The organism is Sagittula sp. S175 (assembly GCF_049800975.1).
Taxonomy (GTDB): Bacteria; Pseudomonadota; Alphaproteobacteria; order Rhodobacterales; family Rhodobacteraceae; genus Sagittula.
In genome coordinates this window covers 468,447-481,473 of the sequence record NZ_JBNAGB010000001.1, presented here as the reverse complement: position 1 = coordinate 481,473, position 13,027 = coordinate 468,447, and the positions used below count along the sequence as shown (strand labels likewise).

11 protein-coding genes are annotated in these 13,027 nt (G+C 68.8%); 9 read left to right on the top strand and 2 right to left on the bottom strand.

Annotation, left to right across the window (positions count from 1 at the left end; translation table 11 throughout):
* The first annotated feature begins 7 nt into the window (after nucleotides 1-7).
* Nucleotides 8-736, top strand: coding sequence for a transcriptional regulator NanR (nanR, locus tag ACP16H_RS02315; RefSeq protein WP_425070618.1), 729 nt, complete (start codon nucleotides 8-10; stop codon nucleotides 734-736).
* 6 nt (nucleotides 737-742) lie between these two features.
* Here nanR and ACP16H_RS02310 read toward each other — a convergent pair whose 3' ends face one another.
* Nucleotides 743-2,347: an FAD/NAD(P)-binding protein gene (locus ACP16H_RS02310; RefSeq protein WP_425070617.1), complete on the bottom strand. Its 1,605-nt coding sequence runs from the start codon at nucleotides 2,345-2,347 to the stop codon at nucleotides 743-745.
* A 172-nt stretch (nucleotides 2,348-2,519) separates the two neighbouring features.
* Here ACP16H_RS02310 and ACP16H_RS02305 point away from each other — a divergent pair, with 172 nt between their 5' ends.
* The 8 genes from ACP16H_RS02305 to ACP16H_RS02270 all read left to right on the top strand — a co-directional run bounded on the left by ACP16H_RS02305 (nucleotide 2,520) and on the right by ACP16H_RS02270 (nucleotide 12,367).
* The gene (locus ACP16H_RS02305) at nucleotides 2,520-4,913 is read left to right on the top strand and encodes a Tex family protein (protein ID WP_425070616.1); all 2,394 of its coding nucleotides are present in this window, start codon (nucleotides 2,520-2,522) and stop codon (nucleotides 4,911-4,913) included.
* Between the two features lie 347 nt (nucleotides 4,914-5,260).
* A complete protein-coding gene (locus ACP16H_RS02300; RefSeq protein ID WP_425070615.1) occupies nucleotides 5,261-5,491 on the top strand; it encodes a Flp family type IVb pilin in 231 nt (76 codons plus the stop codon).
* Nucleotides 5,492-5,658: 167 nt separating this feature from the next.
* Nucleotides 5,659-6,828, top strand: a complete 1,170-nt coding sequence (locus ACP16H_RS02295) for an AAA family ATPase (protein ID WP_425070614.1) — start codon at nucleotides 5,659-5,661, stop codon at nucleotides 6,826-6,828.
* A complete protein-coding gene (locus ACP16H_RS02290) occupies nucleotides 6,825-8,348 on the top strand; it encodes a CpaF family protein (RefSeq protein WP_425070613.1) in 1,524 nt (507 codons plus the stop codon). Before ACP16H_RS02295 ends, ACP16H_RS02290 begins: the two co-directional genes overlap by 4 nt.
* A complete protein-coding gene (locus tag ACP16H_RS02285) occupies nucleotides 8,348-9,277 on the top strand; it encodes a type II secretion system F family protein (RefSeq protein ID WP_425070612.1) in 930 nt (309 codons plus the stop codon). The genes ACP16H_RS02290 and ACP16H_RS02285 overlap by 1 nt, the downstream gene beginning before the upstream one ends.
* On the top strand, nucleotides 9,270-10,220 hold the full coding sequence (locus ACP16H_RS02280; protein WP_425070611.1) for a type II secretion system F family protein: 951 nt from the start codon (nucleotides 9,270-9,272) through the stop codon (nucleotides 10,218-10,220). The genes ACP16H_RS02285 and ACP16H_RS02280 overlap by 8 nt, the downstream gene beginning before the upstream one ends.
* Before the next feature lies 1 nt (nucleotide 10,221).
* Nucleotides 10,222-10,629, top strand: coding sequence for a TadE/TadG family type IV pilus assembly protein (locus ACP16H_RS02275; protein ID WP_425070610.1), 408 nt, complete (start codon nucleotides 10,222-10,224; stop codon nucleotides 10,627-10,629).
* Nucleotides 10,616-12,367, top strand: coding sequence for a pilus assembly protein TadG-related protein (locus ACP16H_RS02270; RefSeq protein ID WP_425070609.1), 1,752 nt, complete (start codon nucleotides 10,616-10,618; stop codon nucleotides 12,365-12,367). Before ACP16H_RS02275 ends, ACP16H_RS02270 begins: the two co-directional genes overlap by 14 nt.
* Here ACP16H_RS02270 and ACP16H_RS02265 read toward each other — a convergent pair whose 3' ends face one another.
* The gene (locus tag ACP16H_RS02265) at nucleotides 12,368-12,934 is read right to left on the bottom strand and encodes a helix-turn-helix transcriptional regulator (protein WP_425070608.1); all 567 of its coding nucleotides are present in this window, start codon (nucleotides 12,932-12,934) and stop codon (nucleotides 12,368-12,370) included. It abuts the gene before it with no gap.
* Nucleotides 12,935-13,027 lie beyond the last annotated feature (93 nt).

Below are 13,027 nucleotides of genomic sequence, written 5' to 3'. Positions count from 1 at the left end.
GGCCGCCATGGATCTGGCCGATCGCACGCAGAACACCCGTATCGTCCGGCAAAAGCTGTCGGATCAGGTGTTGGAGCGGTTGCAGGAACGCATCGCCTCGGGGCTGCTGGCTCCGGGCGACCAGATGCCGTCCGAACGCGAGGTCATGGAGGAATTCGGCGTCGGGCGGCCCGCCGTGCGCGAGGCCATGCAACGGCTGAGCGATGCGGGGCTGATTACGGTGGCGCAGGGCGGGCGCGCGCGGGTCAACGCGATTGCCGCCGATACGGCGGTGCGCAGCATGGACACGGTGGCGCGGCTGCTGATCGCGGAATCGCCCGAATACCTCGAGCACCTCAAGGAGGCGCGCATCCGCTTCGAGATCGGCATGGTGGAGACCGCAGCCGAGCGTGCGGGGCCGGAGGATGTGGCGGCCCTGCGCGAGTTGATCGTGGCGCAGAGGGCGCGGCTGGAGGCCGGGGACGCGCAGGGATTCATCTACGCGGACATCGACTTTCACCGCCAGATCGCCGAGATTTCCGGCAACCCGATCTACGTGGCGTTGAGCGAGGCGATGCTGAACTGGCTGTGCGCCTATCACACGCATCTCCTGCGCTGGACGGGCAATGAGCAGACCACCTTGCAAGAGCACGAGCGCATCGTGGAGGCCATCGGGTCCGGTGCGCCCAAACAGGCGCGCGCGGCGATGCAAGCGCATCTGGAGCGCTCGGCGCCGTTCTTCAGTCACGAGGGGTAGGGGCGCTCATTCTGCCGCGAGGGGCGGTGCCTGTCGGGCGAGGATCGCCTGAGCTGTCGCATTCGCCATGTCGTGCGCGTTGACCAGACCCTGAACGAAGGGGTGGCGGCGCAGCAGGACTGGCAGGGCAAGGCAATGGACCCTGCCGCGCGTTTGCTCGGCCAAGGGCAGGATGTAGGTTTCGAATCGCAGCGGGGCCTTCAGGCGACTGTTGGTAAGCGCGGGAAAGCCCAAGGTCCCGAGGCCGTGGGCCCGCTGCCCGCGTGCGTCGATCACCGCGTCGAAGCGGCGGGGCGGTGTGGTGTCCAGCGTGATCTCTTGCCCTTCGGAGCGCAGCGCCGCATCCGCGCCGGTGGCGACCACGTCTAGGTGCCCGGCTCGGTGCAGCGCCAGAAGACGGCGGATCGAGGTATGGGGCACGCAGGCATAGCAATCGGCAAAGACCGGGCGCAGGGTGGCGTGGAAACGGTCGAGGTCGGCCTCGGTGAGGCGCGGGAGGATGTCCTCGAACAGTTCGTGGGCGCGCAGAAGGGCGGAACGCCAAGGTGTAGCGCGGCGGGATTCGAGTGTGGCCTCGGCCTCTGTCAGGTTCCGTGCCGCATGGTCGAAAGGGTCCGCGCCGAGGCGCGGGGCGTAGTAGGCGGCGGCGAAGTTTGTCAGTGGTAGGGGCAGGCCGAGGGTGGCGGCGTAGGTGGCGTCGGCCTCTGCCAGGTCCGCCGTGAAGGCCGCGTAGGCTGCGTCCAGATTGACGTTCGCCCCCTTGGTCAGCGCGGCGAGGCGGGGCAGGTCGGGCAGGGGGAGGTCGTACCAGTAGTCGGCCTCGGGCAGGAGGCCCTTGCGCGAGATCAGCGTGATGTGCAGCGGGTCGGCACCGGGCCGGGGTGCGGCGGTGTAGACGGTCTGGTCGTCGGAGAAGATCCCCCGGGCCGAAGCGATGGCCACCGCCACGTCGATGGCCGACAGAGACGACCCCAGCACGCCGATGCCGTCATGCGGCAGGCGGGCGATCTTTTCGGCGGGCCAGGGAGAGAGCAGCGGCACCTCGTCCGCGCCGTCCTCGGAGCGGTCGGGCCAGACGTGGCCGGTGGCGAGGACGACCTCGTCGAAAAGGGCGCTGTCCGACCGGTCTGGCGAATCCCAGTGCAGGCGGATGCCCTCGGGCTGCGGGGAGACGTCGGTGACGCGGTGGCGCAGGCGGGCCTCGATCCGGTGGCCGCGCCGGCGGCCCTGCGCGATCAGTTCGGCCATCTGGGCGGTAAACCATGCACCGATCACCACGCGCGGGTGAAAGGCGTCCTCGTCCTGCGGATCGGCGGCGAGGTGCAGCGCCGCAAGCTGGTCGACCGGCAGGTCCGAAAGCCAGCCGTGCAGGCTGTCGATCAGGGGCGGCAGTTCGCGCGAGGCGATGTTGGACAGCATGGCCGGGTCGTTCATGGCCGCATTGTACGGCATCCCCGGCCCCATCTGGCGACCCTGTTCGAAGATCGTGATGTCGAGCGCCACGGGTGCGTCGATCAGCGCAGCGAGCGTATAGGCCGAGGTTGGCCCGGCACCGACAAGCGCGATGCGCGGCAGGGCGGGGGATATCGGGGAAAGCATCTGTACTGGCATGGGGTATCCCTCGCTGGCTGTCAGCCAAACGCCGCCAGCGGGGAAACGTTCCGCGTTTTCCGGCGTGTCTGAGCGTGGCGGCGCGCATGGCGGCGCAGGCATGGAGAAGTGGACTTGGCGCAGGGCGGAGGGGCGGCTATGACGGCCTTCCCTGACCAAGGAGACCTGACCCGTGACCCAGACCGCCGCCCCCTCTGCGACGCAGGTTGCCGACCGCATCGCCCGCACCATCGCCACCGAGATCGCCGCCGCGCCCAAGCAGGTCGTGGCCGCGGTGGAGCTGTTGGACGGCGGCGCAACGGTGCCCTTCATCGCACGCTACCGCAAGGAAGTGACCGGGGGGCTGGACGATACGCAGCTGCGCACGCTGGGCGACCGGCTGGTCTACCTGCGCGACATGGAGGCGCGGCGCAAGACGATCGTCGATTCGATCACGTCGCAGGGCAAGATGACCGATGCGCTGGCGCGCTCCATCGCGCAGGCGGACACCAAGGCCGTGCTGGAAGACCTGTATCTGCCCTACAAGCCCAAGCGCCGCACCAAGGCGATGATCGCGCGGGAGAACGGGCTGGAGCCGCTTCTTGTGCAGATCAAGGAGTATCGCGGCAAGGACCCGGCGGCGCTGGCCGAGGCCTTTGTGTCCGAGAACGTCGCCACGGCGAAGGATGCGCTGAACGGCGCGCGGGACATCCTGGCAGAAGAACTGACCGAGAACGCGGCGCTCTTGGGCGGTTTGCGTGACTTCATGATGCGCGAGGCGCGGATCACGGCGAAGGTCGTGCCGGGCAAAGAGGTCGAGGGGGCTAAGTTCTCGGACTACTTCGCGCACGAGGAAGCCTGGGCGACGATTCCCTCGCACCGTGCGCTGGCGATCCTGCGCGCCGCCAAGGAAGAGGTCGTGACCATCGAGATCGCGCCGGAGCCGGAGACCGGCCAGCAGCGTGCCATGGACATGGTCGCGGCGGCGGTGGGCGTGCCGGGTAATGCGCCGGGGGACAACTGGCTGCGCGAGGCTGCGGGCTGGACCTGGCGGGTGAAGCTGTCGCTGTCGATGTACGTGGACCTTCTGTCGGACCTGCGCCGCCGCGCGCATGAGGAGGCCATCGCGGTGTTTGCCCGCAACCTGAAGGACTTGCTGCTCGCCGCGCCTGCGGGGGCGAAGGCGACGCTGGGTCTGGACCCGGGCATTCGCACCGGGGTGAAGGCGGCGGTGGTGGATGCTACGGGCAAGCTGCTGGAAACCGCGACGCTGTACCCCTTCCAGCCGAAGATGGACCTGCGCGGCGCACAGGCCAAGATCGTCGAGATGGTCAAGAAGCACGGCGTGCAGCTGATCGCCATCGGCAATGGCACCGCCTCGCGCGAGACAGAACGCATGGTGGCCGAGACGCTGAAGATGATGCCGGGTTCGGGCGAGAAGCCGACGAAGGTGGTCGTTTCCGAGGCCGGGGCGTCGGTCTACAGCGCCTCGGAACTGGCGGCGAAGGAATTTCCCGATCTGGACGTCAGCTTGCGCGGGGCGGTGTCCATCGCGCGGCGCTTGCAGGACCCGCTGGCGGAACTGGTGAAGATCACCCCCGAAAGCATCGGCGTCGGCCAGTACCAGCACGACGTGGACCAGCGGCAGTTGGCCAAGGCGCTGGAAGGCGTGGTCGAGGATGCGGTGAACGCCGTGGGTGTCGATCTGAACATGGCCTCGGCGCCGCTGCTCGCGCATGTGGCGGGGCTGTCGCAGACCCTCGCGCAGTCCATCGTGACGCATCGCGACATTCACGGGGCGTTTGATTCCCGCAAGGCGTTGCTGAAGGTCTCGGGCCTTGGGCCGAAGGCTTTCGAGCAATGCGCGGGCTTCCTGCGCATCCGCGAGGGCAAGGAGCCGCTGGATGCGTCCTCGGTCCACCCCGAAGCCTATGACGTGGCGCGCAAGATCGTGCAGGCCTGCGGGCGTGACATTCGCCAGATCATGGGCCAGCCCGAGGCGCTGAAGGGCCTGCGGGCGGAGCAATTCGTGGACGACCGGTTTGGCCTGCCGACGGTGCGCGATATCCTTGGCGAACTGGAGAAGCCCGGGCGCGACCCGCGTCCCTCGTTCAAGACCGCGACCTTCACGGATGGGGTGGAGGACATCAAGGATTTGCGGCCGGGGATGGTGCTGGAGGGGACGGTGACCAACGTGGCGGCCTTTGGCGCCTTTGTCGACATCGGCGTGCATCAGGACGGGTTGGTACATGTCAGCCAGCTGGCGGACCGTTTCGTCAAGGACCCGCATGAGGTGGTCAAGGCGGGCGACGTGGTGAAGGTCACGGTGACCGAGGTGGACGTGCCGCGCAAGCGTATCGGCCTGACCATGAAGAAGGACGGCGGTGCCTCGGCCAAGGCGGATCGGGATGCACGTGGGGGCCGCAATGAGGGGCCGCGCGGCGGTGGTCCCCGTGGCGGTGGTCCGCGTGGGCCCCAAGGCGGCGGGCGTCCGCCGCGTGGTCCTGCGCCGCAGGGTGGTGCCTCGGGGGGCGGCGGCAACGGCGCGCTGGGCGATGCGCTGATGGCGGCGATGAAGAAACGCTGAGTCGAACGCGACTCGGGACTGGGGAAAGGCGGGCCGGGTGCCCGCCTTTTTTGTTGCACCGGCGACGGGATGATCGGTCGTCGCATGCCACCTTTGGCAGGCTGCCTCATCGGCGCCACAGTGGCGACGCGGGGTGGTCATGGCGGGGTCTGATGGCCTCATACCTTGGTATGACGGGGCTCAATCCCTTGGTCGTAAAGGGTTTCATACACCCCATGGCGGATAGGCCGGGGCGGGGTTTGGCGGCAGGGTCGATGGTGTTCGCCGGTGGTGAGAGGCCGGTGTCGACAAGTGTCGGAGACAGAGAGACCCCGGCACGTGCAACCCGAAAAGAGAGAGACCAAACCATGATCCTGATTGCAAAAGCCCTTGGTAAAGCCCGCCGCTTCTGGGGCAACGAAAGCGGTGCGACCGCCATCGAATACGGCCTGTTCGCCGCCCTCGTGGGTGCGGTGATCGTCGGCACCGTCGCCACGCTGGGTGGGCAGACGAACTCTGGCTTCCAGAAGATGAGCACGGCCATGTCCGACAATGGCGTGACCGCACCGGCAGCGGGCAGCGCAGATCCAGGCACCTGATCCGCCTGAACCTTGGGTCGGGGGCAACCCCGGCCCGACATCTGGCTCAAAATTTGGCCCGACATCTGGCCCGACATCCGGCCTCAAAACTTTGGCCGGACCGCCGGTCCCGCTGCCGACCCGCCTGCAAGCCTTCTCCCTTCATGTCCTGTCCCGGAGCTACCGCCATGTCCCTCCTTCCCAAGACCCGGCCCGTGGCCGGCGCTGAAACGCCCGCTTGGGCCGCCTATGTCTGTACCGATCAGGGGGCCGAACTGGCCCGCGCGGTGTTTGACCGCATGGGGCAGGGCGACGGCACCCTGCGCGGCGGCGGCCTGTCCGGCGCGGCGCGGGTCAGCGGGGACGGCCCAGTGGCGCGGCGCGTGCTGGCCGAGATGGGCAACCTGCCGGTCGAGGCCGCCTGCGAGGGCGTGGCCGAGATCCGTGGCAGCGGGGCGGAGGTGATCGTTCTGGGCCATGCCTCGGACCTTGGCACCTACCGCGCGCTGCGGCAGGCGGGAGCGCTGGAGTATTTCGCCTTCCCGGTGAGCGCGGAAGAGATCGCAGCGTTGCGCATGGGGGCGGTGAACGACACGGTGCCCGTGAGCCGCGCGCCGGTGATTGGTGTGCTGGGCAGCAACGGCGGCGTCGGCGCAAGCCTTCTCGCGCAGAATCTGGCGTTTCACGGCGCGCGGGTCGGACAGCGCGTGGCGCTGGTGGATGGCGATCTGCGCTTTGGCAGTCAGGCGCTGGACCTGGACGTTCTGGAAACACCGGGTCTGGTGGAGGCGCTGGCTGCGCCCGACCGGGTGGATGGCACCTTCCTCGACGCCACGATGATTTCCCTGTCCGAGCAGCTGTCACTCTATGCCTGCCACGCGGCGGGCGAGGATGTGACGGCGCTGGAGGCGGCCTTTCCCCGGCTGATGACGCCGCTCAGGGCGCAGTTCGGCGCGGTGGTGCTGGATCTGCCGCGCGCCACGGTTCTGGCGCGGCCCGAGATCGCCGAGGCGCTGGACGTGCTGGTGATGGTGGTGCCCGCTGGCTATGCCGGGGTGAGCGCCGCCAGCCGGTTGCGTGCGCGTCTGCAAGCTGCGGCCCCCGATTTGCGCCTGTTGCCCGTCCTGTCAGAGCTGCGTCGCGACGCGGGCCTGTCGCGCCGGGACATGGAACACGGGCTGGAGATGCCTCTGGCCGCTGTCTTGCCGCGCAGCGAGGCGGCGCTGGGACGCGCGCATCGCGCTGGGCGATCCCTGGTCGAAATGCAGCCCCGCGCGCCCTACGCGCGGGCGGTCTCGGCGCTTTGGGCGCAGGTCACGGGGGCCGAGGCAGCGCGTCGCCGGAGGCTGCTGGGATGAACGCCCATGTCGGTCAGCCTTCGTTGAGGGCGGCGCTGGACGAGGTGCTGGACCTCGCGCGCCGCATCGACGGCGAGGGGATGACGCACGAGGACCGGGCCAATACGGCGGTGTCGCTGGTGCTGGAACGCGCCGCGAAGGATTGGCCGCTGGCCTTTCAGAGGCAGGTGATGGCCGAAGCCGCGCGCCAGTTGGCCGCGACGGATACCGGGCGCGCGGTTGCGGTCGTGGCGGCGAAGCCCGCGCCGGAGCCGGGTGCCGATCTGCAACAACTCTCGCGCGAGATCATCCGGGCGCTGTCCGAGGATCTGGATTTTGCCGGGTTGGCAGACCTGCCGCGCCCGGCGCAGGAGGCGCTGATCCGCGAGGCGATCCAGAGCCATGGCACGGAGCAGAAACTGCGGGTGAACGGGCGCGAGGTGGCCTCGCTGGTCGAGATCGTGCTGGCCGATATGATGGGGCTGGGGCCTTTGGAGGCGCTGCTGGCGGACGAGAGTGTCACCGACATCATGGTGAACGGCGCGCGCGACGTCTGGGTCGAACGTGGTGGCAAGCTGGTGCGCGCACCGGTGCGATTCCGCGACAACGCGCATGTCATGGCGGTCGCCGCGCGCATCGTCGGCGCGGTGGGGCGCAGGATCGACGAAAGCCAGCCGCTGGTGGATGCGCGCCTGAAGGACGGCAGCCGCGTCAACGTTGCCGTGCCTCCGCTGGCCATCGACGGGCCCTCCATCACCATCCGCAAGTTCCCCGGAGAGCCGGTGAAGCTGGACCGGCTGGTGCAGGGCGGCAGCCTGACGGCACATATGGCGGCCTTCCTTGGCCTCGCCGCTTACCTGCGGCTGAACATACTGATTTCCGGCGGCACCGGGTCTGGCAAGACCACACTGATGAACGCCATGTCGCAATATATCCCCGAGGGCGAGCGCATCGTTACCATCGAGGACGCCGCCGAACTGCGCTTTCAGCAAGGCCACGTTGTGCGTTTTGAAACCCGCCCGCCGAACGTCGAGGGCACCGGAGAGGTGACCATCCGTACCTTGGTCAAGAACGCGCTCCGGATGCGCCCGGACCGCATCGTCATCGGCGAGATCCGCGGCGACGAGGTGCTGGACCTGTTGCAGGCGATGAACACCGGGCATGACGGCTCCATGTCGACGCTGCACGCCAATTCCCCGCGCGAGGCGCTGACGCGGGTCGAAAGCATGGCGGCGCTGGCGGGCTCCGATCCCTCCACCGGGATCGTGCGGCGGCAGTTGGCGGATGCGGTGCACCTGATCGTGCAGGTCTCGCGGATGCGGGACGGCAAGCGGCGCGTGACCTCGATTTCCGAGATCGCCGGGATCGCCGGGGATGCGGTGACCCTGCAGGAGCTGTTCGCCTACCAGGTCGATCCCGACAGCCCGCGCACCGAGGTGCGTGGCCGGTTCGTCACCACCGGCTACCGTCCGAAGTTCGCGCAGCGGGCGGCGGAATACGGCGTGGGCGACGACCTCGACGCGATCCTGAGGGGGGTGTGATGTCCCTGACCGTTCTGGTGTTCGTCCTCGGATTCCTGGTTACGGCGGCGCTGGCCCTGCTGGCGCTGATCCTCGCCGACCGGCACCGTCGTCGTCACCTGGCGCGCATGGCGCGGGCGCGGCAGGAGGTTGCGCGGGAAGAGGTCGCCGCCCTGCCGAAACGTCGCCGCGTGCGGGCGCATTGGCTGCTGCGCTGGGAGCGGCAGCTGGCGCAGGCGGGTCTACGGGTGTCGGTGGGGCGGCTGGTGGCCGGGGCGTCTCTGGCGGTGCTTGGCCTGTATGCCCTGTTGTTGCTGACGCCGCTGCACCCGGCCCTTGGTGCGTTGGTTGCGCTGGCCCTGCCGGGGCTGGGAGTCACGGCATGGGTGGCGCAGGCGCGGGCGCGCTACCGCATGGCCTTTACCAACGGTCTGCCCGAGGCGCTGGACGTCTTTGCCCGTGGTCTGCGCGCGGGGCGGCCCGTGGCGGACAGCCTTGCCATCGTGGTGGAGAACGCCGAAGGCCCAGTGGCCCGCGAATTCACCCGCTGCCGCGACGAGATGCGGCTGGGCACCACGCTGGCCGACACTCTGGCGCGGCTGAACGCGCGGATGCCCACGGCGGAGGTGAGCTTTTTCGCGGTGGCGACGGCGCTTCAGGCGGAGACCGGCGGCAACCTGATCGAGACCATGGAGAACCTCGCCATCCAGCTGCGCGAGCGGCGCAAGCTGCGGCGCAAGGCGCGCGCCCTGTCCTCCGAGGCGCGGGCCAGCGCGGGCATCCTCGCGTCCTTGCCCTTCGCCGTGGCGGGGCTGCTGCTGTACCTGAATGCGGGATACCTGTCGCCACTGTGGACCGATCCGCGCGGGCAGGCGATGAGCGCGCTCGCGGTGCTCAGCATCGGCGCGGGGATCGCCCTGATGATGCGGATGGGGAAGCTGAATGTTTGAGGCCGCGACCATAGGCTGGGCGCTGGCCCTGGGCTTTGGGCTGAGCCTGTCGCTGGCGGCCATGGGGCTGCTGGTGCAGGCAGAACGCGCCCGGCAGCGGCGGTTGGCCCGGATGGGCCGGGCGCGGGGCCTGCGCGAGGTGGCAGAGGTCGTGGAGCGCGGCGAACCCCGCCATCCGCTGCGCCGCATGGCCCGGCTGACGGGTGAGCGGCTGGCGGCGATGCTGGGCGGCGAGGCGCGCGAGACGGCGGCGGAACTGGCCTCGGCAGGCTATCGCGGGCGTGACGCGCTGCTGGTCTATGCCTTTGCCAAGACGGTGCTGCCGCTGGCGGCGCTGGTCGCCGGGCTGATGCGGGTCTGGGCCGTCTACCCCGTGGGCGTCGCGATGATCCTGCCCGTGGCGCTGGTGCTGGCCGCCGCGCTGGCGCTGTCCAAGGGGGTCGACATCTGGGTCGACCAGGCGCGGCGGCGGCGGCTGGCGGGCATCCGGGCGGGCTTTCCCGACCTGCTGGAACTGCTCGTCATCACGTCCGAGGCAGGGCTTGGCCCGCAACCGGCGCTGCATCGGGTGGCACGCGAGATGGCGCTGAGCAACCCTGCGCTGGCGGCAGAAGTGCTTGAGATGGTGTCGGAAATGCGCCTGACCAACGACCGGCGGCAGGCTTATGCGCGGCTCAACGCCCGCGTGCCGCTGCCCGAGATCGGCGTGTTCACCCAGACGCTGGACCAGTCCGACACCTATGGCACGCCGTTTTCCCGCGCCATGCGCACCCTGATCGGAGAGGCCCGCGCCAACCGCCTGATGCAGGTCGAAGAGCAAGCCGCCCGCCTGCCGGTCCTCATGACGCTGCCGCTGATCTTCTGCATCATGCCTGCCGTTTTCGTCGTGCTGATCGGCCCGGCGGCGCTGAGCGTGCTCGACAACATCCTGGCCGGAGGCTGACATGGGTCTGAAACGGTTTCTTATGCGCGAGGAAGGCGCGGTGGCGATCGAATTCGTGCTGATCGCGCCGCTACTGCTGACGCTGCTCTTTGGCACCATCGTGGTGGGCTACTACATGGGCCTCAGCCATTCGGTGCACCAACTGGCGGCGAGCGCGGCTCGGGCCTCGGTGCCGGGGCTGGACGCCGAGGAGCGCCGCGATCTGGCCGAGGCCTACCTGTCCAACGCGGGCCAGCACTACCCGTTGCTTGTGCCCTCGGCGGTCACGCCCACGGTCACGATGGAGGACGCGCCGGGCATGACGGTTCAGGTGGTCTATGCGCTGGACGGTGGGATTTTGGACATCGCCAATGGCTTTCTGAAGCTGGGGATCGAGGACATCCGGGGGCAAGCCTATGTCGCGTATTGATTTTTGGCAGGACGAAAGCGGCAATGTCGCCGTCATGGTGGCGCTCACGCTGACGGTGCTCATGGGGTTTGTCGCACTTGGGGTGGACGGCGGGTCGATGTACCGCGCCCGCGCGCAGGTGCAGGCGGTCAGCGACCTCGTCGCGGTCTCCGCCATGCGGGACACGGAGACGGCGCAGGTCAGGGCGGACGAGGTGGCCCGCGCCAATGCCCTGCCGGAAGCCGTCCAGAGCGTCGAGGTGGGGCGCTATCGCCGCAATCCGGCGCTGCTGCCCGAGGCTCGGTTCGAGGTGCTGGAGCCGGGGATACCCGGTGCCAATGCGGTGCGCGTGACCCTGACGGACGATACGCCGCTGCATTTCGCGCAGGTCATCAGTGACCGGTCCTCGGTGCGGCTCACGACCTCCGCCATGGCGGCGCGGACCGGGGCGGCGCGGTTTTCGCTGACCTCGCATCTGGCGCGGCTGGACGGTGCGAAGTTGAACGCCGCGCTGAGTGCGGGGCTTGGCGTGACCGTGGCGCTGAGCGCGGGCGAGATCGACGCTCTGGCCGCGACGCGGCTGTCGCTGGGCGAGGTGCTGGCGGTACTGGGCCAACAGACCGGGCTGGCAGAGCGTAACCCGGCGGCGATCCTCGACAAGGTGACGACTGCGGGAGCCTTGGCGCGCGCGGCGCGGGAGCTTGCGCCCGAAGCGTCGGGGTTGGACGTGGCGCTTGGGTCAGCGGTGACGTTGCCTTTGGCGGAGCTTGTGGCTGGCGCGGATACTTCGCTGGGCCTGACGGTGTCCGAGGCGCTGGCCGGGGCAGAGATTTCGGCGCTGGACCTGTTGCGCGCCATGGCGGCGGTGGGCCTGTCCGATCACGGGGTCGAGGTGGACACAGCCGCCGACATTCCCGGCCTGACGGACGTGTCGGCGCGGGTGCAACTGGCTGACAAGCCTGCGGTTTCCGGCTGGATGATGCTGGGCGAAGAGGGGGTGACACTGCACCGCCCTGCGGCCCGCGTTTTTGCCTCGCTCGACGTGGCACCCGCCCTGCTGGGCGCTCTGGCCTCGGGTGTGACGGTGACGAAGGTGAACCTGCCCGTAACGGTCGAGCTGGCGGGGGCAACCGCCACGCTGGACGAGATCACCTGCGATGCACCCGATCCCGCGACCGAGGTGGCGCGTTTCATCACCGCTCCGACGCCGCTGCATCCCGCGAACGGAACGTCGGTGGCGGCGCTGTACCTTGGCACGTTGGAGGCGGTCGCGGGGAGCGGGCCGATCGACCCTGCGGCGCTGGGGTTTGCGGATCTCCTGACGCTGGACCTGACGATTCCCGTCCCTCTGCTGCCGGACATCCGAGTGGCGGACCTGGTGGTGCAGGTGCGGTCCGCGGCCACCGTGGGGCAGTCGATGGTCGAGGAAATCGCGTTTACACGTAGTGACTTGCAGGCCGGGGATACGTTGGGGCGCTTTGGGTCGGGCGGTCTGCTGGGCAGCGCGGTGACGGGACTGCTGGACCCGGCGCATACGGAGATCCGGCTGAAGCCCGGGCAAGAGGGACTGGTGTCCGGCGTGGCGGCTTCGTTGCTGTCGATCGTGCTGACGGTGCTGCCGCAGCGGTTGCTGGAAACGCTTGCAGCGCCGCTGGATGCGACGCTGCATGAGGTTCTGACGGAGGCCGGGCTGGCGCTGGGAGAAGGGGAGCTGGAACTGCTCGACCTGAACTGCGAGGCGATCCGGCTGGTGCAGTGATCAGCGGGTCGCGGCGAGGGGCGCGCTGTCCGTGCGACGGGCGCGGCCCACCAGCGGCAGGACGTTGCGGACGGGGACGCGGGTCGCGGCCTCTTGTTCGCGGGCCATGCCGACCACTTCGTCGGTGACGAAGGCCATCAGCTGGTAGCGCGTCTCCAGCCCGGATTTCTGATAGATTTTCGTGAGTTGCGATTTGACGGTGGCCAACGCGCAGCCACGCATCTCGGCGATTTCGTTGTTCGAAAACCCCTTGGCGACAAAGATTGCCACGTCGGCCTCGGCTTGGCTGAGACCCCAGTCGGGGGCGTAGCGGGCGATGACCGTCTCCTTGGCCACGGGCGAGGCGGAGCCCGGGGCGAGTCGCTTGCGGCGCTGGTCATCCATCAGGCGGCGGAGGGCGCGCCATGCCAAGGCTCCTACGGCAGCGGTCATGGCGGTGAAGAAGGCGAACAATATCAACGTGGTAGACAGGTCCGCGCCGGGCAGGGCGAAATGCACCACCAGTGCGGTTTTCAGCGCGGCAATGCCGAGAACGAGGGTGCTGGCGGTTGTCAAGAAGCGGGCCATGGCGAAGTCCTTTGATACATGCTGATCGCATGAAAAACAGGAAACTATGGCTGATTTGTGTTTAATCGGAAATTAATGCGCAAAAGCCGTATC

Excerpts from the sequence above, each read along its gene's own strand:
- ACP16H_RS02280 (WP_425070611.1), top strand. The coding sequence starts at position 9,270 with ATGTTTGAGGCCGCGACCATAGGCTGGGCGCTGGCCCTGGGCTTTGGG.
- ACP16H_RS02275 (WP_425070610.1), top strand. The coding sequence starts at position 10,222 with ATGGGTCTGAAACGGTTTCTTATGCGCGAGGAAGGCGCGGTGGCGATC.
- ACP16H_RS02270 (WP_425070609.1), top strand. The coding sequence starts at position 10,616 with ATGTCGCGTATTGATTTTTGGCAGGACGAAAGCGGCAATGTCGCCGTC.
- ACP16H_RS02265 (WP_425070608.1), bottom strand. The coding sequence starts at position 12,934 with ATGGCCCGCTTCTTGACAACCGCCAGCACCCTCGTTCTCGGCATTGCC.
- ACP16H_RS02285 (WP_425070612.1), top strand. The coding sequence starts at position 8,348 with ATGTCCCTGACCGTTCTGGTGTTCGTCCTCGGATTCCTGGTTACGGCG.
- ACP16H_RS02300 (WP_425070615.1), top strand. The coding sequence starts at position 5,261 with ATGATCCTGATTGCAAAAGCCCTTGGTAAAGCCCGCCGCTTCTGGGGC.
- ACP16H_RS02295 (WP_425070614.1), top strand. The coding sequence starts at position 5,659 with ATGTCCCTCCTTCCCAAGACCCGGCCCGTGGCCGGCGCTGAAACGCCC.
- ACP16H_RS02290 (WP_425070613.1), top strand. The coding sequence starts at position 6,825 with ATGAACGCCCATGTCGGTCAGCCTTCGTTGAGGGCGGCGCTGGACGAG.
- nanR (WP_425070618.1), top strand. The coding sequence starts at position 8 with ATGGATCTGGCCGATCGCACGCAGAACACCCGTATCGTCCGGCAAAAG.
- ACP16H_RS02310 (WP_425070617.1), bottom strand. The coding sequence starts at position 2,347 with ATGCCAGTACAGATGCTTTCCCCGATATCCCCCGCCCTGCCGCGCATC.